This is a genomic window from Streptomyces sp. NBC_00212 (assembly GCF_045206365.1).
Lineage (GTDB): Bacteria > Actinomycetota > Actinomycetes > Streptomycetales > Streptomycetaceae > Streptomyces.
In genome coordinates this window covers 5,665,922-5,688,682 of the sequence record NZ_CP108115.1, presented here as the reverse complement: position 1 = coordinate 5,688,682, position 22,761 = coordinate 5,665,922, and the positions used below count along the sequence as shown (strand labels likewise).

At 72.5% G+C, this 22,761-nt stretch carries 17 protein-coding genes; 15 read left to right on the top strand and 2 right to left on the bottom strand.

Annotated features, from left to right (window positions below; genetic code table 11):
- Positions 1 to 4 precede the first annotated feature (4 nt).
- Positions 5 to 151 carry a hypothetical protein gene (locus tag OHA17_RS26025; protein WP_406508598.1) on the bottom strand — a complete coding sequence of 49 codons (147 nt, stop codon included), beginning with the start codon at positions 149 to 151 and terminating at the stop codon, positions 5 to 7.
- Between the two features lie 198 nt (positions 152 to 349).
- Between OHA17_RS26025 and OHA17_RS26020 the strand changes: the two genes are divergently transcribed.
- Positions 350 to 3,259 carry a beta-N-acetylglucosaminidase domain-containing protein gene (locus tag OHA17_RS26020; protein WP_406508597.1) on the top strand — a complete coding sequence of 970 codons (2,910 nt, stop codon included), beginning with the start codon at positions 350 to 352 and terminating at the stop codon, positions 3,257 to 3,259.
- A 28-nt stretch (positions 3,260 to 3,287) separates the two neighbouring features.
- Here OHA17_RS26020 and OHA17_RS26015 read toward each other — a convergent pair whose 3' ends face one another.
- Positions 3,288 to 3,824 (bottom strand): HNH endonuclease, encoded by a 537-nt coding sequence (locus OHA17_RS26015; protein WP_053727372.1) that lies wholly within the window; start codon positions 3,822 to 3,824, stop codon positions 3,288 to 3,290.
- Positions 3,825 to 4,075: 251 nt separating this feature from the next.
- On the opposite strand from OHA17_RS26015, the gene OHA17_RS26010 reads away from it, so the two are divergent.
- The 14 genes from OHA17_RS26010 to OHA17_RS25945 all read left to right on the top strand — a co-directional run bounded on the left by OHA17_RS26010 (position 4,076) and on the right by OHA17_RS25945 (position 22,750).
- The gene (locus OHA17_RS26010) at positions 4,076 to 5,137 is read left to right on the top strand and encodes a mechanosensitive ion channel family protein (protein WP_406508596.1); all 1,062 of its coding nucleotides are present in this window, start codon (positions 4,076 to 4,078) and stop codon (positions 5,135 to 5,137) included.
- A gap of 213 nt (positions 5,138 to 5,350) precedes the next feature.
- Positions 5,351 to 6,556, top strand: coding sequence for an ROK family protein (locus OHA17_RS26005; RefSeq protein WP_406508595.1), 1,206 nt, complete (start codon positions 5,351 to 5,353; stop codon positions 6,554 to 6,556).
- Between the two features lie 48 nt (positions 6,557 to 6,604).
- Complete coding sequence (locus OHA17_RS26000; RefSeq protein ID WP_406508594.1) at positions 6,605 to 7,942, top strand: ABC transporter substrate-binding protein; 1,338 nt, start codon at positions 6,605 to 6,607, stop codon at positions 7,940 to 7,942.
- Positions 7,943 to 7,949: 7 nt separating this feature from the next.
- A complete protein-coding gene (locus OHA17_RS25995; RefSeq protein WP_406508593.1) occupies positions 7,950 to 8,894 on the top strand; it encodes a carbohydrate ABC transporter permease in 945 nt (314 codons plus the stop codon).
- Position 8,895: 1 nt separating this feature from the next.
- The gene (locus OHA17_RS25990) at positions 8,896 to 9,783 is read left to right on the top strand and encodes a carbohydrate ABC transporter permease (protein WP_406508592.1); all 888 of its coding nucleotides are present in this window, start codon (positions 8,896 to 8,898) and stop codon (positions 9,781 to 9,783) included.
- A 6-nt stretch (positions 9,784 to 9,789) separates the two neighbouring features.
- Positions 9,790 to 11,055, top strand: coding sequence for a 6-phospho-beta-glucosidase (locus OHA17_RS25985; protein WP_406508591.1), 1,266 nt, complete (start codon positions 9,790 to 9,792; stop codon positions 11,053 to 11,055).
- On the top strand, positions 11,052 to 12,026 hold the full coding sequence (locus tag OHA17_RS25980; protein ID WP_406508590.1) for an N-acetylglucosamine kinase: 975 nt from the start codon (positions 11,052 to 11,054) through the stop codon (positions 12,024 to 12,026). The genes OHA17_RS25985 and OHA17_RS25980 overlap by 4 nt, the downstream gene beginning before the upstream one ends.
- A 176-nt stretch (positions 12,027 to 12,202) precedes the next feature.
- Complete coding sequence (locus OHA17_RS25975; protein ID WP_406508589.1) at positions 12,203 to 13,582, top strand: hypothetical protein; 1,380 nt, start codon at positions 12,203 to 12,205, stop codon at positions 13,580 to 13,582.
- Positions 13,583 to 13,767: 185 nt separating this feature from the next.
- A complete protein-coding gene (locus OHA17_RS25970; protein ID WP_406510818.1) occupies positions 13,768 to 14,703 on the top strand; it encodes a glutamate ABC transporter substrate-binding protein in 936 nt (311 codons plus the stop codon).
- Positions 14,704 to 14,798: 95 nt separating this feature from the next.
- Positions 14,799 to 16,079 carry a hypothetical protein gene (locus tag OHA17_RS25965; protein WP_398871975.1) on the top strand — a complete coding sequence of 427 codons (1,281 nt, stop codon included), beginning with the start codon at positions 14,799 to 14,801 and terminating at the stop codon, positions 16,077 to 16,079.
- A 50-nt stretch (positions 16,080 to 16,129) separates the two neighbouring features.
- Complete coding sequence (locus tag OHA17_RS25960; RefSeq protein ID WP_406510817.1) at positions 16,130 to 18,682, top strand: tetratricopeptide repeat protein; 2,553 nt, start codon at positions 16,130 to 16,132, stop codon at positions 18,680 to 18,682.
- A 2-nt stretch (positions 18,683 to 18,684) separates the two neighbouring features.
- Positions 18,685 to 19,917: a protein phosphatase 2C domain-containing protein gene (locus OHA17_RS25955; RefSeq protein ID WP_406508588.1), complete on the top strand. Its 1,233-nt coding sequence runs from the start codon at positions 18,685 to 18,687 to the stop codon at positions 19,915 to 19,917.
- A gap of 85 nt (positions 19,918 to 20,002) precedes the next feature.
- The gene (locus tag OHA17_RS25950) at positions 20,003 to 21,361 is read left to right on the top strand and encodes a VWA domain-containing protein (protein WP_398871979.1); all 1,359 of its coding nucleotides are present in this window, start codon (positions 20,003 to 20,005) and stop codon (positions 21,359 to 21,361) included.
- A 147-nt stretch (positions 21,362 to 21,508) separates the two neighbouring features.
- The gene (locus OHA17_RS25945) at positions 21,509 to 22,750 is read left to right on the top strand and encodes an FHA domain-containing protein (protein ID WP_406508587.1); all 1,242 of its coding nucleotides are present in this window, start codon (positions 21,509 to 21,511) and stop codon (positions 22,748 to 22,750) included.
- Positions 22,751 to 22,761: the final 11 nt, after the last annotated feature.

The window sequence follows — 22,761 nt, the reverse complement described above, 5'->3', positions numbered from 1 at the left end:
GGCCTCAGAACCCCGCGGCGGCGGCGGCCACCGGCGTGGGCTCGCTGGTCAGGGGGGCCGTCTCGGCCATGGGGGGTTCGCTGATCAGGGGCTCGGCGTCGGCCATCGGGGGCTCGCTGGTCAGCGGCTGCTCGGGGGCGGGGGCGACCACGGGGGCCTCCAGGTTCGGTGGACGGCAGGGACAGAGGTGCCCTACCCAGCGGGCGGCCCGCCAGACGTACCGCCGCTCACAAGCTCGTACCGCACGCATCGCACCAGGCATATCAGACAGATCGGCCACTCGCATTGACACCCTCGGCAGACGGGTGGTGGGCTCGTGACTCACGCCGTGTCAGGTGAGGAGTGGCCCGTGCAGCTCGGTCGCGGGAAGAGGGCGACAGCGCTTGCGATCGCCGTGATCGGCGGCCTGATCGGCGCCGCACCCGGCGCCCTCGCCGCCCCCTCCGGCCCCTCCCTCACCGCCTCCGATCCGGCCCTGGACGCGGGCCCGCTGCCCGAGGTGTGGCCTCGGCCACAGTCCCTGACGCCCGCCGGGTCGCCGGTCGCTTTCGGCGGCGAGGCGGTGCTGCTCGCGGACCCCGGCGCCGATCCGTACGCCGTGCAGGCCGTGGCGGATCTCCTGAAGGCGGCCGGGGTGCGCACCCTGCACCGCCAACTGCCGGGCAGCGGGCCGGTGTTCAGGATCGGCGGGCCCGGCGCCGATGACGCGCTGCGGGCGCTGCGGGTGCCCGCGCGGGGCGATCTGCCGGCCGGCGGCTACCGGATCGGGGTCGGCCGGGTCGCCGGGCGGGACACGGTGGCGCTGGACGGGGTGGGCGACGACGGCCTCTTCCACGCCGCGCAGACGCTGCGCCAGTTGCTCGGCAAGGACAGGCACGGCGACGGGCGGATCCCGGGCCTCGCGGTGCGCGACTGGCCGGGCACGGCCGTGCGCGGCACCACCGAGGGCTTCTACGGCCAGTCCTGGACCCTCGAACAGCGCCTGGACCAGCTGGACTTCATGGGCCGCACCAAGCAGAACCGTTACCTGTACGCGCCGGGCGACGACCCGTACCGCCAGGCCCAGTGGCGCGACCCGTACCCCGCCGAGCAGCGGGACGCCTTCCGGGCGCTCGCGGACCGGGCGGCCCGCAACCACGTGACGCTGGCCTGGGCGGTGGCGCCCGGCCAGGAGCTGTGCCTGTCCTCGGACGCCGATGTCGCCAGGCTGAACCGCAAGTTCGACGCGATGTGGGCGCTCGGGGTGCGGGCGTTCCAGTTGCAGTTCCAGGACGTCTCGTACAGCGAGTGGCACTGCGGCGCGGACGCGGAAACGTTCGGCTCGGGGCCCGAGGCCGCGGCCAGGGCGCATTCCCGGGTGGCCAACGCGGTCGCCGCCCATCTCGCTTCGGCCCACCCGGGTTCGCAGCCGCTGTCGCTGATGCCGACGGAGTACTACCAGGACGGCGCCACCAAGTACCGCGGTGCCCTGTCGGCCGCGCTCGCTCCGGGGGTGCAGGTCGCCTGGACCGGGGTCGGGGTCGTGCCGCGCACCATCAGCGGCTCCCAACTCGCGGGCGCCCGCACTGCGTTGGGCCATCGGCTCGTCACGATGGACAACTACCCGGTCAACGACTACGCGCCGGGCCGGATCTTCCTCGGCCCCTACACCGGCCGCGAGCCGGGTGTCGCGACGGGCTCGGCGGCGCTGCTCGCCAACGCGATGGAGCAGCCCGCCGCGTCCCGCATCCCGCTGTTCACGGCCGCCGACTTCGCGTGGAACCCGCAGGGCTACCAGCCGCAGGAGTCCTGGCGGGCCGCCGTCGACGACCTGGCGGGCGGCGATCCGTCGGTCCGCGAGGCGCTGACGGCGCTCGCCGGCAACGACGCCTCCTCCGTGCTCGGCGGCCCCGAGTCGGCGTACCTGCGCCCGCTCATGGACGCGTTCTGGACCGCGCGCACGGGCCCGGACGCGGTGGCGCGCGACCGGGCGGCCAAGGAGCTGCGCGCCGCGTTCACGGTGATGCGGCAGGCCCCGCAGCGCCTCGCGGACTCGGCGGTGGGCGGTGAACTGGGGCCCTGGCTCGACCAGTTGGCGCGTTACGGGCAGGCCGGTGAGCTCGCCGTCGATCTGCTCCAGGCCCAGTCGGCCGGGGACGGCGAGGCGGCCTGGCGGGCCTCGCTGGCCCTGGCTCCGGTGCGCGAGGCGGCCGCTCGGGCCCCGGTCACCGTCGGCGAGGGCGTCCTGGGCGCGTTCCTGGACCGGGCGGTGCGGGAGGCCGACGCCTGGACGGGCGCGGACCATCCGGCGGCCAACGTCACCGAGGCGCCGGACGCCTACACGGTCGGGCTCGGCGGCGGCCGCCCGGTCCAGGCGCTGACCGTGCTGGCGAAGCCGGGCACCACCGGCGAGGTCCAGGCGCACATCCCGGGCGACGAGTGGCGCACCCTGGGCCCGCTCGACGCGTCCGGGTGGACCCAGATCGCGGCGAACGGCGTGCGGGCCGATGCGGTGCGGGTGTCCGGCGGCTCGTCGGGGGTGGATCGCCTGGTGCCCTGGTACGCGGACCAGCCGCGGGCCCACCTGGCCCTGGACCCGGCCTCGACGGACGCCGAGATCGGCGGAGCCGCGCGGCGCGTCACGGCCTCGGTGGCGGCGATGGGGCCCGATGACGTGAGCGGCGCGCTGACCGCGAAGCCCCCGCGGGGCATCACGGTGCGGCTCCCCCGGGACACGACGGTGGCCCGCGGCACGAGCGCCGACGTGCCGGTCGAGGTGAGCGTCGCGAAGGGCACGCCCGCGGGCGCGTACGAGGTGCCGCTGTCCTTCGCGGGCCGTCAGACCACGCTGACCGTGCGGGCCTATCCGCGTACCGGCGGCCCCGACCTGATCGCGGGCGCCAAGGCGACCTCTTCCGGCGACGCGGACCCGTCCTTCCCGGCCCGCGCGGCGGCCGACGGCGACCCGGCGACCCGCTGGGCCTCGCTCCCCGACGACGCCGCCTGGTGGCAGGCCGAGCTCGCCGGGCCCGCCCGGGTCGGCCTGGTGGTGCTCCAGTGGCAGGGCGCCGGTGCCGCGCGGTACGAGGTGCAGGTGTCGTCGGACGGGCGTAGCTGGCGTACGGCAGCGGCCGTAGGCGAGGGGAAGGGCGGGCGTGAGGTCGTCCACCTGGACGCGAAGGACGCCCGCTTCATCCGGGTCCAGGGGATGCGGCGGGCGTCGGAGTCCGGCTATGCGCTGTGGTCGGTCGAGGCGTACGCCGTCAGGGACGGTTCATAGCCGGGTGGACGACAGGGCCCGGATCGCGTCAGGCGGAGATGCCGTCGATCCGGGCCAGGGCGTCGTCCGCGCCGAAGGGTTGGAGGTAGGGCAGCCAGCGCGGGTCGCGGTGCCCCGTGCCGATGATCCGCCAGGCGAGGCCGGTGGGCGGGGCGGGCTGGTGGCGAAGGCGCCAGCCGAGCTCCATGAGGTGGCGGTCCGCCTTGACGTGGTTGCAGCGCCGGCAGGCGGCGACCACGTTCTCCCAGGCGTGCTGGCCGCCGCGGCTGCGCGGGATGACGTGGTCGACGCTGGTTGCGACGCCACCGCAGTACATGCAGCGGCCGCCGTCCCGGGCGAACAGGGCACGGCGGGTCAGCGGAACGGGCCCCCGGTAGGGGACCCGTACGAATCTCTTGAGCCGCACGACGCTGGGCGCCGCGACGGCACGGGTCGCGCTATGCATGAAGGCGCCGGACTCCTCAAGGCTGACGGCCTTGTTTTCGAGGACGAGGACGAGCGCGCGACGGAGCGGTACGACGCCGAGGGGCTCGTACGACGCATTGAGGACCAGGACATGCGGCACGGGTGCCTCCTATTACGCCGGCGGCGCGTGGCTCGCGCCGGGACGATCTGCTCTCCAGTCTCTCCTCATGGCTGGTCGAAGCGCCACCACGTCCAGGTAACGGGCCCGAAGTGTTTTCGACCACACCCCCTACTTTCCCAGGCGCGGCGCCCCTCTCCCTCGAACACGTCAACGGAGCACAGCTCTTGCCCCGTTAGTGTGGTGGGTCTGCCGCCGCTTCGGCCGGCACCGCAACGCTGGAGGTTCCTGCCGTGAACTGGTCCGCCGTCCTGGCCGACGGATCGCCGCCGCCCACACCCGCGACGCTCCAAGACGCCCAGAAGTCGGCCACCGAGGCCGCGGGCTGGGTGGAGCAGAACTGGTCGACGTGGCTGTACGTCGGATTCCGCATCCTCCTGATCATCGTCATCGCCTCGGTCCTGAGAGTCCTGGTCCGGCGGGCCCTGACCAAGCTCATAGAGCGGATGAACCGCAGCGCCCAGGCGGTGGAGGGCACCGCACTCGGCGGACTGCTCGTGAACGCGGAGCGGCGCCGCCAGCGCTCGGAGGCCATCGGCTCGGTGCTGCGCTCGGTGGCATCGTTCCTGATCATGGGCACGGCCGCCCTGATGGTGCTCGGCGTCCTGAACATCGACCTGGCCCCGCTGCTCGCCTCGGCGGGTGTGGCGGGCGTGGCGATCGGCTTCGGCGCCCGCAACCTGGTCACGGACTTCCTGTCCGGCGTGTTCATGATCCTGGAGGACCAGTACGGCGTCGGCGACTCCATCGACGCGGGCGTCGCCTCGGGCGAGGTGATCGAGGTCGGCCTGCGCGTGACGAAGCTGCGGGGCGCGGACGGCGAGATCTGGTACGTCCGCAACGGCGAGATCAAGCGCATCGGCAACCTGTCCCAGGGCTGGGCGACGGCCGGGGTGGACGTCCGCGTCCGTGCGTCCGAGGACCTGGAGCGGCTGCGTACGGTGATCAACGAGGCGACCGAGTCCATGGCGAAGGACGAGCCGTGGAACGAGCGCCTGTGGGGTCCGGTGGAGATCCTGGGCCTCGACGAGGTACTGATCGACTCCATGGTGGTCCGCGTCTCGGCGAAGACCATGCCGGGCAAGGCGCTGAGCGTGGAGCGGGAACTGCGCTGGCGGATCAAGGTGGCCCTGGACGCGGCGGGCATCCGCATCGTGGGCGGCCTCCCCCTGACGGAGGAAGCGGCAGCCACGGACCCGTCGGCAGCCGTTGCCGCCCCGTCCGCCCTGGCCAACCCGACCTCCCCGCAGTCGCTGGCCACCAACCCGATCCCGAACCCGAATCTGGCGAAGTAAACGCGCGAACCCCGAGGGGCGCCCCGCAGGAAACCGTTCCGCGGGGTGCCCCTCGGGCGTCGCGCAGGTAACGCTTTGGTAGCCGCCACGCCCCCGCCCATTGACGTGCCGCCGACCCGCGCCCTACGTTTCCCCTCATCGAATAGGAAACTTTCCTAACAGTGGCGTGGAGAAGCAAGCGCCCGAAGGGCAGAGGGGGCAGGGGGATCTGTCGTGGCTGGTAGCACTACCCCAGGGACTCCGCGCGTACTCCGCGCCATGAACGATCGGGCCGCTCTCGATCTGCTCCTGGAGCACGGGCCGCTCTCGCGGACCCGGATCGGCAAGCTCACCGGGCTCTCCAAGCCGACCGCCTCGCAGTTGCTCGCGCGGCTTGAGGCGGCGGGTCTGGTCGTCGCCACCGGCACCACGGCCGGGCGGCCCGGACCCAACGCCCAGTTGTACGCCGTCAACGCAACTGCCGCCTACGTAGCGGGACTTGACGTCACGCCCGAGCGCATCCGCGCCGCCGTCGCCGACGTGGCGGGCCATGTCGTCGGGGAGTTCGAGGTCGCGACCCCCGGGCGGCGCGCCGAGTCCGTGGTGCGGCAGGTGACCGACGCCCTGGACGGGGCGGTCAAGGCCGCCGGGCTCGCGCGGGCCGATGTGCACCGGGTCGTCATCGGCACCCCGGGCGCCTTCGACCCCGGCACCGGGCGGCTGCGCTACGCCTCCCACCTGCCGGGCTGGCACTCCCCCACGCTGCTCGACGAGCTGGCCGCCGCCCTGCCGATGCCCGTCGAGTACGAGAACGACGTCAACCTCGCCGCCATCGCCGAGCAGCGCCTGGGCGCGGCCCGCGGCCACGACGACTTCGTCCTGCTGTGGAACGAGGGCGGGCTCGGTGCCGCGCTCGTCATCGGCGGGCGGCTGCACCGCGGGTTCACCGGCGGCGCGGGCGAGGTCGGCTTCCTGCCGGTGCCGGGCGCTCCCCTCGTACGGCATGTCACCAAGGCGAACTCGGGCGGCTTCCAGGAGCTGGCCGGCGGGCAGGCGCTGCCCCGGCTCGCCCGGGAGCTCGGCGTCGACGGCATCCCCACCGGGACGCCCAACGAAGTGGCCGCCGCCCTGATCACGCGGGGCGCCGCGGCCGGGCAAGGCCCCGAGAAAGAGCTTCTGAACGCGTTCGCCACCGGGCTCGCGACCGGCCTCGCCTCCCTGGTCGCCGTGCTCGACCCGGAGCTCGTCGTCCTGTCCGGCGCCCTGATCGCCGCCGGGGGCGAGCCGCTGCGCGAGCTCGTCCAGACCGAACTCGGCGAGCTGGCCGCCTCCCGGCCCCGCCTCGTCATCGGCGAGGTGGACCGACTCCCCGTACTGCGCGGCGCGTTGGAGGCCGCCCTCGCCACCACGCGCGACGAGGTCTTCGACACCACACGCTGAACCGCCCTTCCCCCTCACCCCTCCGCCCCCTCTCCGGGAGACACCGCCATGCCCAGAATCCGCCGGAAGTCGGCCGCCGCCCTGGCCGCGACCGCGTCCATAGCCCTGCTCGCCTCCGCCTGCACGGGCCAGAGCAGCACCAGCGCGAGCGACGACGCGTCCAAGGACACGACGATCACCTTCTGGCACGGCTGGAACGCCCCCAACGAGGTCAAGGCCATCCAGGCCAATGTGGACGCCTTCCAGAAGGCGCACCCCAACATCCACGTCAAGGTCGTCGGCGACATCAACGACGACAAGATCAACCAGGGGCTGCGCGCGGGCGGCTCCAGCGCCCCCGACGTGGTGTCGTCGTTCACCACGAACAACGTCGGCAAGTTCTGCTCGTCCAACGCCTTCGTCGACCTCGCCCCGTTCCTGAAGAAGGACGGCATCGATCCGGCGAAGACGTTCCCCAAGACCATGAACGAGTACACCCAGTTCCAGGGCAAGCGGTGCGCCCTGCCGCTACTCGGCGATTCGTACGCGCTCTACTACAACAAGGACGCCTTCAAGGCGGCCGGGATCACGGACCCGCCCAAGACGTGGTCCCAGTTCGCGGCGGACGCCAAGACGCTGACCAAGACCAAGGGCGACTCGTACGAGCAGCTCGGCTTCATGCCGAACTACCACGCCTACGAGACGACGACCGAGCACTACCTCGCGCAGTGGTCGCCGACGTACTTCGACACGAGCGGCAAGTCGAACATCGCCAAGGACCCGGCCTTCGAGAAGGGCCTCGCCTTCCAGAAGCAGCTCGTCGACGACCTGGGCGGCTTCACCAAGCTGGAGAAGTACCGCTCGTCGTTCGGTGACGAGTACGGCGACACGAACCCGTTCAACACCGGCCGGCTCGCGATGTCGATGGACGGCGAGTGGCGGCTCGGCATGGCGATGGACAGCAAGCCCAAGTTCGAGATCGGCGTCGCCCCGCTGCCCGTACCCGACGACCAGGTCGGCACGTGGGGCAAGGGCTATCTGACCGGCACCATCGCGGGCATCGCGGCGACCTCGAAGAAGCAGAACGCGGCCTGGGAACTGGTCAAGTTCATGACCACCAACACCGACGCGGTGGTCAACTTCGCCAACGCCATCCACAACGTGCCGTCCACCTTCGACGCCCTCAAGTCACCCAAGCTCCAGGCCGACCCGCGCTTCAAGACCTTCCTGGACATCGCGCAGAACCCGAACTCCACCACCACCCCGGCCTCCGTCAACGGCGGCCAGTACCTGGTGTCGCTGCAGAACCTCGGCTACGACGTCGAGAGCGGCAAGCAGGGCGACATCAAGGCGGGGCTCGCCAAGACCGCCCAGGAGATCGACGCCGCGATCGCGCAGGCGAAGTAGCCCCGCCATGAGCACGACGTACACACTGCGCTCCAAGCACCGCCGCTCGATGCTGCGGACCCTGGCGTTCCTGTCGCCCTGGCTGATCGGCTTCAGCGTCTTCTTCGCCTACCCGCTGATCTCCACGGTCTACTTCTCCTTCACCCACTACGACGGATTCGGCGCGGCCACCTTCGACGGCCTCCAGAACTGGTCGTACGTCCTCAACGACTACCCGCTGTTCTGGCCGGCGCTGCGCAACACCCTGTGGCTGGTGGTCGTGATGGTCGCCTGCCGGGTCGTGTTCGGGCTCGGCGTGGGCATGCTCATCACCAAGATCAAGACGGGGGTGGGCGTCTTCCGCACCCTGTTCTACCTGCCCTACCTCGCCCCGCCGGTCGCGGCCACGCTCGGCTTCGTCTTCCTGCTCAACCCCGGTACCGGGCCGGTCAATTCGCTCCTCGGCGACCTGGGCATCCCCGCCCCGGACTGGTTCACCGACCCGTCCTGGTCCAAGCCCGCGCTCACCCTGCTCGCGGTGTGGGGCGTCGGCGACCTCATGGTGATCTTCATGGCCGCGCTGCTCGACGTGCCGAAGGAGCAGTACGAGGCCGCCGAGCTGGACGGAGCCTCGGCCTGGCAGCAGTTCCGCTACGTCACCCTGCCGAACATCTCGCCCATCGTGATGTTCGCCGTGGTCACCGGCGTCATCCAGGCGATGCAGAGCTACACCCAGCCGCTGGTGGCGGGCAAGGTCGCCTCCGGGCACATGGGCAACTCGGGCCAGCAGTTCGAGCCCGGCTACCCCGACAAGTCGACGCTGACGCTGCCTCAGCTCGTCTACAACCTGGGCTTCCAGCGCTTCGACTACGGCTCCGCCTGCGTGGTCGCCCTCGTCCTGTTCGCCCTCTCCATGGTCTTCACGGCGCTCCTCATGAAGCGCCGCGGCGGACTCATCCAGGCAGGTGAGTGACATGACGTACGCCCTCGACGCAACCGAGGCCAAAGCCGCCACCCCGGCGGCCAAGGTGGCCCGCCGCAAGGCGCTGCTCCAGTGGATCGCCGTGCACTCGCTCGGCGTCGCGGCCGCGCTGTTCTTCGTGCTGCCCTTCGTCTTCCTGCTGCTGACCTCGCTGATGGACAGTCAGCAGACGCTCACCCGGGACCTGATCCCGCACCACTGGGCGTGGTCCAACTACCGCAAGGTGTTCGACACCCCGGGCTTTCTGACCTGGTGGAAGAACACGCTGCTCTACGCCGGACTCGGCACCGTGCTCAGCGTGGTGTCGTCCGTACCGGTGGCATACGCGCTCGCCAAGTTCCGCTTCCGCGGCCGCAATCTGTCGCTGATGCTGGTCATCTCGATGATGATGCTGCCGCCACAGGTGATCATCATTCCGATGTACCTGTTCTGGGCGAAGCAGCTGGACCTGTCCGGCACGCTGTGGCCGCTGATCATCCCGCTGGCCTTCGGCGACGCGTTCACCATCTTCCTGTTGCGCCAGTTCCTGATGACCATCCCCAACGAGTACCTGGACGCCGCGAAGGTCGACGGGTGCGGGGAGCTGCGCACCCTCATCAAGGTGGTCCTTCCGATGGCGCGCCCCGGCATCGCCGCCGTAGCGCTCTTCCAGTTCTTCTACGCCTGGAACGACTACTTCGGACCGCAGATCTACGCGTCCGACACGCCGGGCTCCTGGACGCTGAGCTACGGCCTGGAGTCCTTCAAGGGCGCGCACCATACCGACTGGAACCTGACCATGGCCGCGACCGTACTGGTCATGGCCCCCGTGATCCTCGTCTTCTTCTTCGCGCAGAAGGCTTTCGTCGAGGGCGTCACGCTGACCGGAGTGAAAGGCTGACCACGAATGAAGCTCGCAGTAGTGGGGGGCGGGTCCACCTACACCCCCGAACTCATCGACGGCTTCGCCCGGTTGCGGGACACCCTGCCGATCAGTGAGCTCGTCCTGATCGACCCGGCCGCCGACCGCCTGGACCTGGTCGGCGGGCTCGCCCGGCGGATCTTCGCCAAGCAGGGCCACCCGGGGAAGATCGTGACCACCTCCGACCTGGACGCGGGCGTCGAGGGCGCGGCCGCGGTGCTGCTCCAGCTGCGCGTCGGCGGCCAGGCCGCCCGCCAGCAGGACGAGACGTGGCCGCTCGAATGCGGCTGCGTCGGCCAGGAGACCACGGGCGCGGGCGGCCTCGCCAAGGCGCTGCGGACCGTGCCGGTCGTCCTCGACATCGCCGAGCGCGTCCGCCGCACGAACCCGGACGCCTGGATCATCGACTTCACCAACCCGGTGGGCATCGTGACCCGCGCCCTGCTCCAGGCCGGGCACAAGGCGGTCGGGCTGTGCAACGTGGCCATCGGCCTCCAGCGCAAGTTCGCCGCCCTGCTCCAGGTCACGCCCGCCGAGGTCCACCTCGACCACGTCGGCCTCAACCACCTGACGTGGGAGCTCGGGGTGCGGCTCGGCGGCCCGCAGGGCGACAACGTCCTGCCGAAGCTGCTCGCCGAGCACGGCGACGCCATCGCCGACGACCTGCGGCTGCCCCGCCAGGTCCTCGACCGGCTCGGCGTGGTCCCCTCCTACTACCTGCGGTACTTCTACGCGCACGACGAGGTGGTGCGCGAGCTCGGCACGAAGCCGTCCCGGGCCGCCGAAGTCGCCGCCATGGAGCGGGAGTTGCTCACGATGTACGGCGACCCGGCCCTGGACGAGAAGCCCGAGCTGCTCGCCAAGCGCGGCGGCGCCTTCTACTCGGAGGCGGCCGTCGACCTCGCGGCCTCGCTCCTCGGCAACGGCGGCAGCCCCGTCCAGGTCGTCAACACGTACAACAACGGAACGCTGCCCTTCCTCGCGGACGACGCCGTCATCGAGGTGCCGGCCCGGGTGGACGCCGCGGGCGCCGTCCCGCTGCCGGTGCCCGAACTCGACCCGCTGTACGCCGGGTTGATCGCGCACGTCACCGCGTACGAGGACCTCGCCCTGGAGGCCGCCCTGCGCGGCGGGCGCGACCGGGTGTTCCGGGCGCTGCTCGCCCACCCGCTGGTCGGGCAGTACGCATACGCCGACGGACTCACCGACCGGCTGATCGAGCACAACCGGGAGCACCTCGCGTGGGCATGAGTGTGCTGGCGATCGACGCCGGCAACAGCAAGACCGATGTGGCACTGATCGGTGCGGACGGAACGGTGCTCGGCACCGCCAGGGGCGGCGGCTTCCGGCCGCCGTCGGTGGGCGTCGAGGTGGCCATGCACATGCTGGCCACCACGGTGGAGGAGGCCTACCTCTCCTCGCACCGGACCGGACCGCTGCGGGTCGAGCACGTCTCGGCGTGTCTGGCCAACGCCGATCTGCCCGTCGAGGAAAGGGAGTTGGCGGCGGCCCTTGAGGCCCGCGGCTGGGGGGACTCCGTGCGGGTGCACAACGACACGTTCGCGATCCTGCGCGCCGGGCTGCCCAGCGGCGCCGACCCGCGCGGGGTCGCGGTGGTGTGCGGCGCGGGCATCAACTGCGTCGGCATGACCCCGGACGGGCGCACCGCCCGCTTCCCCGCGATCGGGAAGATCTCCGGAGACTGGGGCGGGGGCGGCGGGCTCGCCGAGGAGGCCCTGTTCTTCGCGGCGCGCGCCGAGGACGGCCGCGGCGGTCCGACCGCGCTCGCGGCGGCGCTGCCCGCCCACTTCGGGCTCTCCTCGATGTACGAGCTGATCGAGGCGCTGCACCTGGAGAAGATCCCGGCCGTGCGCCGGCACGAGCTGAGCCCGGTCCTGTTCGAGGTCGCGGCGGCCGGCGACCCGGTGGCCCGCTCCCTCGTCGATCGGCAGGCCGAGGAGATCGTGGCCCTGGCGACGGTCGCCCTGGACCGGCTCGGGCTCCTGGAAGTGGAGACGCCGGTGCTGCTCGGCGGCAGCGTGCTCGCGGCCAGGCATCCCCAACTGGACGACAGGGTAAGGGAGTTGCTCGCGGACCGGGCTCCCAAGGCGGTGCCGCTGGTGGTGACCACATCGCCCGTGCTCGGCGCGGGGCTTCTGGGCCTCGACCACCTCTGCGCGCCCGACGGGGCCTACGCGCGGCTGCGGGCCCAGTACGCGTAGTCGCGAGACGGGCGGGGCCCTGTGGAACCGAACGGATCGCCGACGCGTATACATGGTGGGGGCGTGGGGCAGGGGGCCAGGGGCGCGGTACGGCAGGTAACAAGATCCAGACAACCCTGGATGGTTGTCGGTCCCTGCGGCCATACTGCCTAGGCAGCGACCGAGGGGGAGGTCAGGTGGCGAATCCGCCGAACGTGCGCGAACCGGAGACGCGGGAGTCCGCGGCCCGGGTCGCGGCTCAGCGACCCGGCACACACCGGGGCTGGGCCGAGACCCGCAAGCAGCTGCGCGCCGCCGCGACGACCGAGCCCGGCCGCCTGTGGATCATCGGTACGGTCGTGGCGCTGCTCGTCGTCGCCTTCGGCGGCGTCACCGCCTGGGAGATCTCGGACCGCTCGGCGGCGGCGAGCGACGTGGTCAGCCGCAGTCAGCCGCTGAGCGCGGACGCCGCCTCCATCTACCGCTCCCTCGCCGACGCCGACACGGCCGCCGCGAGCGGCTTCCTCGCGGGCGGCCAGGAGCCCCTGGACGTGCGCAAGCGGTACGACACGGACATCGCGACCGCCTCCCGGCTGCTGGTCAAGGCGGCCGCGAACACGACGGGTTCGGCCGAGTCGGCCCAGCAGATAGCCACCATGAACGAGCAGCTCCCGCTCTACAACGGCCTCATCGAGCAGGCGCGGGCCAACAACCGCCAGGGCTTCCCGGTCGGCGGCGCCTATCTGCGCTTCGCCAACCAGAAGATGAGCACCAGCCTGCTGCCCGCCGCGCAGAAGCTGTACGAGGCCGAGACGGGCCGGCTCTACGACGACTACGACCAGGCGGACACGTGGCCGTACGCGGCGACCGCGCTCGGCCTGGTGGCGCTCGGCGGGCTCGCGTGGGTCCAGCGCCGCAACTTCCTGCGGACGAACCGGGTGTTCAACCACGGCCTGCTGGCCGCGACGGCCGCCTCCACGGTGGTGCTGCTCTGGCTGGTGGTGGGGCACGCGGTGGCCTCCTCCGACCTGTCGACCTCGCGCGCGCACGGCCAGGAGTCCCTGAAGGTCCTCAACGACGCCCGGATCAGCTCGCTCCAGGCCCGCGCCAACGAGAACCTGACGCTGGTGGCCCGGGGCGCGGTGCTCAACGACGACGGCAAGGACCTGTACGAGGCGTCGTTCACCAAGGAGATGGCGTCGCTGTCCGGCAAGCTCGGCGCGGCCAAGAGCCTCGCCGACGACGCCGCGGGCAAGGATCCCGTCACGAAGGCCGTCGGCGACATGGACGAGTGGCAAAAGCGCCACACGGCGGCCCGCAAGACCGACGACAGCGGTGACTACGACGGCGCGCTGACGCAGGTCATCGGCGCGACGGGCTCCACCGGCGAGTGCTTCGACCAGGTGGACAAGGAGCTTGACTCGGCGATCGCCCACGAGCAGCACGAGTTCACCACGGCCGCCTCCGACGGCCGCGGCGCCCTGGCGGGTCTGCCGCTGGGCGCGGCCGTCCTCGCGGTGCTCGCGGCGGCGGGCGCGGGCGTCGGCATCAGCCGCCGGCTCGCGGAGTACAGGTGAGCGGCATGGACAGCGGCAACGGACGCGGCACCGGCGGCGGATCGGCGAGAGGGGTCGAGATGAGCGGCGCGAACGGCTCGGCGGATCCGGCACACCCGGCCGCCCCCGGCACCGACCTGCCCGGCCGCGCCCGGCGCACGCGGCGCGGGGCCGGGCGGCTGCGCGGCTGGGGCGGCGTCGCCGGCATGGCGCTCGCGCTGGCGGTCGCCGCGGGCGCGCTGATCCCGCTGACCCGGCACGGCGGCGAGGACGGCGCGGCGGGCGTCGCGGGCCCCGGGGTCGCCCGGGCCGTGCAGGCCAAGGCCGACGACTGCAAGGACCCGGAGGCGAGCCTGGCCCCGTCGTCGGCGGACGGGCCGAACATCGACGCCATCAAGCGGCGCGGCAAGCTGATCGCGGGCGTCGACCAGAACAGCTTCCGCTGGGGCTACCGCAATCCGACGACGCGCACCCTCGAAGGCTTCGACATCGATCTGGTGAAGGCGATCGCGAAGAACATCCTGGGCGACGAGAACGCGGTCATCTACCGCGCCATCCCGACCAGTCAGCGCATCCCCGCGCTCCAGAACGGCACGGTCGACGTCGTCGTGCGCACGATGACGGTCAACTGCACCCGCATCAAGCAGGCCTCGTTCTCCACCGCCTACTTCGAGGCGGGCCAGCAGGTGCTCGCCCCCAAGACCTCCGCCATCACGGGCTTCGACGACTCGCTGAAGGGCAAGCGGGTCTGTGTGGCGGCGGGCTCCACCGCGTTGGAGGCGCTCAAGGCCGGCCCGCACGGCGCGGACTACCAGGACTTCACGGTCCCCAACCAGCTGGACTGCCTGGTCCGCCTCCAGCAGAACCTGGTGGACGCGGTGGTCACCGACAACGCGCTCGCCGCGGGCCAGGCCGCCCAGGACCCGGCGGTCCAGCTGAAGGGCAGCCCGTTCACCACCGAGTACTACGGCGTCGCCGTCAAGCTCGGCAACACCGACCTGGTGCAGCGGATCAACCAGGTCCTGGTGGACTACCGGGCCGGCGGGGCCAACAGCCCGTGGATGACGGCGTACCGCCACTGGCTCGCCGCCGACCTGCCCGGCATATCCGGGCCACCGGCCCCCAAGTACCGGACAGGATGAGCGAGTTGACGTCGGCGTCGTACCACAGAGCGGAGAGGTGATCGATGGGCGCGGGACCCTCCCCCAGCTCCACCGGGGGACCCCCGGAGCCGGTCATGGACCGGGACGAGGTGGACCGTGCGCTGGCACGCCTCGGCGCCGAGCACGAGGCCATCGAGACCTCGCTGCTCGCCCTCCAGGACCATGCCGGGCGCCGGCTCCTCGAAGGCGCCGGGCTCACCGGCGTCACCAAGGAGCGCTGGGCGTCCACCGAGCAGTCGATCTCCCTGCTCTGGGCGTACTTCGACGCGTACACGGCGGCCCTTGAGTCCGCCCGCGAGCTGCGCGCGAGGCGGCGCTGGCTCGGCCGGGAGGACCTGGTGGAGCTGACCGAGCGGCTGCGCGGCGAGTCCGTGACGCTGTCGGGCGCCGCCCTGCACAGCGCCCCGACGCTGGCCGGGGGCCCGGCGCGGCTGACCGAGCGGTTCACCCTCGCCGAGCTGGTGAACCGGATGAACGAGCTGTACGCGCACGCGCTCGACCTGGTCGTGGCCGCCGACGCGGTGTGGTCGGCGCTGCCCGCCCGGATAGACCTCCTGGCCGCCGAGCTGCACCGCACCCGGGGCCTCGCGCACTCGGTGGGCGTGCGGCCCGGGGAGCATCCCTCGGGCGACGACCTGGAGTCGATCACGGCCGAGCTGGCCGATCTGCGCGCCCAGGTGATCTCCGACCCGCTGGCGTTCTGGGTGCCCGCGCCGGGCAGCTCCGCGCCGGGCGGCGGCCGCCCCGACACCGGTCGCTACGACCGGGCGGCTCGCGCCCTGGAGGACGTACGCCGCGAAATTGACGCAGTCCTGACGGTCCGGCAGGACGCTGAGCAGCGGTTGGTCCGGTTGCGCGATGTACTGTCACGGGCGGATCGCACGCTGGCCGAGGCCCGGTCGGCGCGCGGCGAGGTCCTCGCGAAGATCGCCGCGAGCGAGGTGCCCGCCGTGAGCGGCCCGTCGATCGCGCTCCAGGAACAGCTGGCGACCGCCGCCGAGTACCGCAGGCACTCGCAGTGGCACCGGCTCTCGCCCCTGCTCGAATCGCTTGAGCGGGAGGCCGAGGACGAACTGCTGCGCGCCCGCGAGTCGTTGACGGCGGTCACCGCGCCGCTGGCGGTCCGCGCGGAGCTGCGCGGCCGCCTCGACGCGTACAAGGCGAAGGTCGCCCGGCACGGCATGGCCGAGGATCCGCTCCTGATCGAGCGGTACGACGCGGCCCGCCGGATGCTGTGGTCCGCGCCCTGCGATCTGCGCGTCGCCGAGGAGGCGGTGCTCCGCTACCAGCGGGCGGCGGCCGACGTACTGGTCCCGAGACATCCCGGGCCCGTTGACCAGAGGGGGGATTCGTGAGCGAGAACACCCAGTGCCAGCGCCCCGGTTGCGCGGGTTCGTACGAGGACATGGGCGGCGGCGAGCTGTACTGCGACACGTGCGGGCTCGCGCCCGTCGTCTCACCGAACGGCATGGTGTCGTCGCCCCCGACCGGGATCACCGGCGGCGGCCACCGCTCGGCCTCGCAGTCCTCGCGCTCGTCCTCGCGCTCGTCGCGGTCCTCCACCTCCCGGTCCTCGACGTCGCGGCGCTCGGTCTCCGGGCGGCTGTCCTCGCTGACCGGTGGCAGCACCTCGCGGTCGGTGTCGGTGCGCAGTTCGGGCAAGGCGGCGAGCTCGTCGGCGCGCAGCCGGCTCGGCGCGGGCCTGGTGTCGGTGCCGGAGGTGCCGCGGCCCGATCCGCGCTCGGCGGTGATGGAGCACCCCGAGGTCCCCGAGCGGAAGCGGTTCTGCTCGCGTTCGGACTGCGGGGCGCAGGTGGGCCGTTCGCGCGGTGAGCGCACGGGGCGCACGGAGGGCTTCTGCACCAAGTGCGGCCACCCGTACTCGTTCGTACCGAAGCTGCACGCCGGCGACATCGTGCACGGCCAGTACGAGGTCGTGGGCTGTCTGGCGCACGGCGGGCTCGGCTGGGTCTACCTCGCCGTGGACCGCGCGGTCTCGGACCGCTGGGTGGTCCTCAAGGGCCTGCTCGACACCGGCGACCAGGACGCGATGGCGGCGGCGATCTCCGAGCGGCGCTTCCTCGCCGAGATCGAGCACTCCAACATCGTGCGGATCTACAACTTCGTCGAGCACCTGGACCAGCGCACCGGCTCGCTCGACGGCTACATCGTCATGGAGTACGTCGGCGGCAAGTCGCTCAAGGAGATAGCCAACGAGCGGCGCACGACCGCCGGCAAGCGCGACCCGCTGCCCGTGGAGCAGGCCTGCGCGTACGGCATCGAGGCCCTGGAGGCGCTCGGCCATCTGCACAGCCGCAACCTGCTGTACTGCGACTTCAAGGTCGACAACGCGATCCAGACCGAGGACCAGCTGAAGCTGATCGACATGGGCGCGGTGCGCCGCATGGACGACGACGAGTCGGCGATCTACGGCACGGTCGGCTACCAGGCCCCCGAGGTCGCCGAGCTCGGCCCCTCGGTCGCCTCCGACCTGTACACGGTGGCGCGCACCCTGGCCGTCCTCACCTTCGACTTCCAGGGCTACACGAACGTCTACGCGGACAGCCTGCCGGACCCCGACAACATCGACGTGTTCCGCACGTACGAGTCTTTCTACCGGTTCCTGGTGCGGGCCACCGACCCGGATCCGGCGCGCCGGTTCGCCTCCGCGCAGGAGATGGCGGAGCAGCTGACGGGCGTCCTCCGCGAGGTCGTGGCGCTCCAGACGGGCCGCCCGCGACCGGCCCTCTCGACGCTGTTCGGCACCGAACTGCGCGTCACGGACACGAAGTTGTTCGCCGAGCAGAACGGGGACTTCTCGCGGCTCGGAGCCCGGGTGGCTCCGGTTGGCAGACGCGCCCGCAAGGCGCTCGCGGCGGCCCCGGCACCGGCCCTGGCCGCTGTTCCGGCGGGCGCCCCGCCCGTCCCGGCCGTCGCCCCGAGCACCCCGAACCTGCCCCACCCGGCGACGCAGGGCGCCATCCCCGTGCCGCGCGCCGAGGGCTCGACCGGCGGCGGGCACGCCGCGCCGCTGCTCACGCCCCTGGACCCGCGCGGCACCTCGCTCGCGCTGCCCGTGCCGCACGTGGACCCGAGCGACCCCAACGCCGGGTTCCTGGCGGGCCTGATGGCGGCCGCGCCCGCCGAGCTGATCACCGCGCTGCGCTCGGCACCGGCCGACTCCATCGAGCGCAGGCTGCGCGAGTTGCGGGCCCGGCTCGACATGAACGAGCGAGTGTCCGCCGCCAAGGCCCTCGAATCCCTGGAGATGGACCACCCGGACGACTGGCGGGTGGTCTGGTACCGGGGCCTGGCTTCGCTGGCGGCGGGCGACAACGAGAACGCGGCGCTGTCCTTCGACGCGATCTACGACGCGTTCCCCGGCGAGCCCGCCCCCAAGCTCGCCCTCGGCGTGTGCGCGGAGGTGCTTGGCCAGCTCGACAACGCGGCCGAGTACTACCGCCTGGTGTGGACGACCGACCCGAGTTACGTGAGCGCCGCCTTCGGCCTGGCCCGGGTGCGGCTCGCCGCCGGGGACCGCACCAGCGCCGTACGGACCCTGGAGTCGGTGCCCGAGTCCTCCATCCACTACACGGCGGCGCGCGTCGCGGCGGTCCGGGCGCGGCTGCGCAGCCGCGCCCCGCAGGACCCGCTGATCGAGGACTTGTCGGCCGCGGCGGCCCAGGTCGAGGCGCTCGACGGGTTCGGTCTGGACGCGGTGCGACGTGAACAGCTGGCGACCGAGGTCCTGGGCACCGCTCTGGACTGGGTACTGTCGGGGAGCACCGGCGCCGGGCAGGCGAAGACCGCACTGCTCGGCAGCGAAGTCGACGAGCGGGGCCTGCGCTTCGGTCTGGAACGTTCGTACCGGGTGCTCGCCCGGCTCGCACAGCGTGGCGAGGAAAGGATCGACCTGGTGGAACGGGCCAACCGATTCCGCCCCCGGACCTGGGTGTGACGATGTCGCAGACGCATCAGCCGGCCGCCTGCCCCGGCTGCGAAGAGCCGTTGGAGACGGGGGACCTGTTCTGCGGGGCCTGCGGGTACGACCTGTCGGCCGTGCCCGAGCCGCCGCTCGACCATCCGACCATCGAGATGGCGTCCCCGGCCGCCGCGGGACCGGAGCCTCAACTCCCGTACGCGGTACGGACGGACGAGCCGGTTACGGCGGACGACGCGGTGGACGAGTATCCGCTTCCGGCGCCCGACCCGCGCGCGGCCGAGCCCGACCCGGCCACCCATGTCGCCCGGCCCCCGGCGCCCGGCGCCAAGGTGTGCGTGGCCTGCCGGTCCGGCCGGGTCGACGGCGACGGGTACTGCGAGAACTGCGGGCACGCCCAGCCGCGCGAGCGCGACCACATGGAGGAGGAGCTCGGCTCGGTCTCCGCGGTGAGCGACCGCGGGCTGCGCCACCACCGCAACGAGGACTCCTTCGCGCTGTCCTCGACCGCGCTGCCCGACGGCTCGCCCGCCGTCGTGGCGATCGTCTGCGACGGGGTGTCGTCGGCGACCCGCCCCGACGAGGCGTCCGCCGCGGCCGCCGCCGCCGCCAACGAGGCGCTGCTCGCCGCCCTGCCGCAGGGCACCCACCCCCAGCAGGCCATGCACGACGCGATCCTGGCCGCCGCCGAGGCCGTCAACTCCCTTGCCGCCGAGCCCGGTCCGGCCCTCGGCGACGATCCGCACCGCCATCAGAACGCGCCGGCCTGCACGCTGGTCGGGGCGATCTCGGCGGGCGGTCTTCTCGTCGTGGGCTGGGTCGGGGACAGCCGGGCGTACTGGGTGCCGGACGACCGCACGACCGCCCCGGCCCGGCTCACCGAGGACGACTCGTGGGCCGCGCAGATGGTGGCGGCCCGCCTGATGAGCGAGGCCGACGCCTACGCCGACGAGCGCGCCCACGCCATCACCGGGTGGCTGGGGGCCGACGCGTACGAACTGGACCCGCACACCGCCTCGTTCAAGCCGGACCGCTCCGGCGTGGTGGTGGTCTGCACGGACGGGCTGTGGAACTACGCGGAGGCCGCCGAGGAGATGGCCCGCGTCATCCCGGCGGACGCCGCCGAACGGCCGCTGCACAGCGCCCAGGTGCTCGTCGGGCACGCCCTGGACGGCGGGGGCCACGACAACGTAACAGTGGCCGTGCTGCCGTTCGCGGTGGAGCAGCAAGGGGCAGGATCCGCCTACAACTAGGCCTCCGTCCCCATTGCATCCCTCTTGCGCGGCTTCTCTCACTTCTTTCACTTCAGGTCCATGGAGCCTCAAGGAGCCTTTTCCGATGGCCAACTTCTCCAAGTCCAACGTGCCGCAGTTCTCCGTCGAGGTGTACCAGAACGAGTTCCTGCCGGAGGGCGGCCGCGAGGTCAACGCGATCGTCACGGTGGCCTCCACCGGCGGCGGCACCCTGGGCGGCGCGCCCTTCACGGCGGCCACGACCGCGCCGTCCTACATACCCGGCCGGCCGCCCACCGCGGCCGTGGTGATCATGGTGGACTGCTCGGGCTCGATGGACTACCCGCCGACCAAGATGCGCAACGCCCGTGACGCGACGGCCGCCGCCATCGACACGCTGCGCGACGGGGTCGCCTTCGCGGTCGTCGCCGGCACGCACATCGCCCGTGAGGTCTACCCGGGCAACGGCCGCCTCGCCACCGCCGACAGCCAGACCCGTACGCAGGCGAAAGAGGCGCTGCGCAAGCTGAGCGCGGGCGGCGGCACCGCGATCGGCACCTGGCTGCGGCTCGCCGACCGGCTGCTCGGGGCGGCCGACGTCCCGATCCGGCACGGCATCCTGCTCACCGACGGGCGCAACGAGCACGAGTCGCCCGAGGACCTGCGCTCCGCCCTGACGGCCTGCGCCGGACGGTTCACCTGTGACGCCCGGGGCGTGGGGACCGACTGGGAGGTCAAGGAGGTCACCTCGATCGCCTCCGCGCTGCTCGGCACCGCGGACATCGTCGCGGATCCGGCCAATCTGGCCGCGGACTTCACGCAGATGATGGAGAACGCGATGGGCAAGGAGGTCGCGGACGTCGCCCTGCGGCTGTGGACCCCGGTCGGCGTGGAGATCGCGTTCGTCAAGCAAGTGGCGCCCACCGTCGAGGAGTTGACGGACCGCCGCACCGAGGCGGGCCCGCGCGCCGGGGACTATCCGACCGGCTCCTGGGGCGACGAGTCCCGCGACTACCACGTGTGCGTGCGGGTGCCCGAGGCCGGAATCGGCCAGGAGATGCTCGCCGCCCGCGTCTCGCTGATCGTGCCCGACCGCGAGGGCGGTGCGCCGCAGGTCCTTTCGCAGGGTCTGGTGCGGGCGGTGTGGACCGACGACATGGCGGCCTCCACCTCCATCAACCCCCAGGTCGCGCACTACACGGGCCAGGCCGAACTGGCACAGGTCATCCAACAGGGTCTGGATGCCCGCAAGTCGGGCGATGTGGACGGCGCGACCGCGAAGCTCGGCCGGGCGGTGCAGCTGGCCGCCGCCTCGGGGAACGCGGATACCGCGAAACTCCTTGCGAAGGTGGTGGACGTCGTCGACGAGGCGACGGGTACTGTGCGACTGAAGGCGAAGGTCGCGGAAGCGGACGAGATGACCCTCGAAACGCGCTCCACGAAGACCGTTCGCGTCAAGAAGTAGCAAGAAGCGCACAAGAAGTGGCTACGCCCGAATAGTGCGTGGTTACGCCCGAAAAGCACCAAGCAGCAATACCGAGTACGCGAGTACAAAGAACCGCCGAAATACCGCGGCCCGCCGGGCCGGACGACGAGAGGGGGAAGCGACTCCATGCCGACCTGCCCGAACGGACACCAGTCGGGTTCCGACGACTGGTGCGAGATCTGCGGCCATCGCATGGGCGCCGTGCCGCCGCCTCCCCCGCCTCCGCCCGCGTACGGCTACCCGGGCCCCGGGGATCCGAACGCCACCTCCCAGGCCGAGCTCTGCCCGCAGTGCCGCACCCCGCGCGAGGCCGGGGCGCCCTTCTGCGAGGAGTGCCGCTGGAACTTCCTCACCAACACGGCGACCTCGTACACGCCGCTGGCCCCGCAGCAGCCGATGCCGAACCAGGGCCCCGGCCCGGCGAACGGCCCCGGTCCCGGGCCCGGCCCTGCTCCCGGCCCCGGCCTTAACCTGCCGCCCGCCTTCCAGCAGGGCCCGCCGCCGCCCCCGCCGGCGCGCGACCCGTACGAGTACCAGAGCTCGCGGCCCTCGCAGGTGAACCGGCCCGCCGAGCCGCTGGCCGGCGACCCCTCGCAGCGCTCCGCGCAGCAGCTGCCCCCGAACGCGTTCCAGCAGCAGCCGCCCCCGCCCCCCGGGCCCTTCAACGGCGGCCAGGGCGGGCCGCCCCCGCCGCCGCCCGCCTTCCAGCAGCAGGCGCCGCCGGCTCCGCCGCAGGTTCAGCAGCCGGGGGCCGAAGACGACTGGATGCTGCCGCCGCCGTCCCAGCCCGTCCAGGGGACGCGCCAGCAGCCCGACCGCGGCGACGACTGGCCGCAGGCCACCGGCCCTGACCGGGGTGACGACTGGCCGCAGCCGACTCCCGAGCGGGGCGGCGACGACTGGCCGCAGTCCACCCCGGAGCAGGGCGACGACTGGCCGCAGGCCGTGCCGCCGCCCGCGCCGGCCGGCTGGGCGATCACGATCGGCCCGGACCGGGACTACTTCCTGGCGATGATGCAGCGCAGCGGCCCGGAAGCGGCCGGTCTGAACCTGCCGGCGTACTCGCCCGAGCAGCAGCGCCCGCTGTCCGGCAACCAGATCACCATCGGCCGCCGCCGCCACTCCACCGGCGAGGCGCCCGACATCGACCTGTCGGTGCCGCCGGAGGACCCGGGCGTCTCGCACCAGCACGCGGTGCTCGTGCAGCAGCCGGACGGCACGTGGGCGGTCGTCGACCAGAACTCGACGAACGGCACCACGGTCAACGGCTCCAGCGAGCCGATCCAGCCCTACGTTCCGGTGCCGCTGCAGGACGGCGACCGGGTGCACGTGGGCGCCTGGACGACGATCACCGTGCGCCGGGGCTGAGAGCCCGACCG

Coding starts and splice junctions, on each gene's coding strand:
- OHA17_RS25955 (WP_406508588.1), top strand. CDS start 18,685: ATGTCGCAGACGCATCAGCCGGCCGCCTGCCCCGGCTGCGAAGAGCCG.
- OHA17_RS25945 (WP_406508587.1), top strand. CDS start 21,509: ATGCCGACCTGCCCGAACGGACACCAGTCGGGTTCCGACGACTGGTGC.
- OHA17_RS25970 (WP_406510818.1), top strand. CDS start 13,768: ATGGCGCTCGCGCTGGCGGTCGCCGCGGGCGCGCTGATCCCGCTGACC.
- OHA17_RS25985 (WP_406508591.1), top strand. CDS start 9,790: ATGAAGCTCGCAGTAGTGGGGGGCGGGTCCACCTACACCCCCGAACTC.
- OHA17_RS25950 (WP_398871979.1), top strand. CDS start 20,003: ATGGCCAACTTCTCCAAGTCCAACGTGCCGCAGTTCTCCGTCGAGGTG.
- OHA17_RS26000 (WP_406508594.1), top strand. CDS start 6,605: ATGCCCAGAATCCGCCGGAAGTCGGCCGCCGCCCTGGCCGCGACCGCG.
- OHA17_RS25990 (WP_406508592.1), top strand. CDS start 8,896: ATGACGTACGCCCTCGACGCAACCGAGGCCAAAGCCGCCACCCCGGCG.
- OHA17_RS25980 (WP_406508590.1), top strand. CDS start 11,052: ATGAGTGTGCTGGCGATCGACGCCGGCAACAGCAAGACCGATGTGGCA.
- OHA17_RS25965 (WP_398871975.1), top strand. CDS start 14,799: ATGGACCGGGACGAGGTGGACCGTGCGCTGGCACGCCTCGGCGCCGAG.
- OHA17_RS25995 (WP_406508593.1), top strand. CDS start 7,950: ATGAGCACGACGTACACACTGCGCTCCAAGCACCGCCGCTCGATGCTG.
- OHA17_RS25960 (WP_406510817.1), top strand. CDS start 16,130: ATGGGCGGCGGCGAGCTGTACTGCGACACGTGCGGGCTCGCGCCCGTC.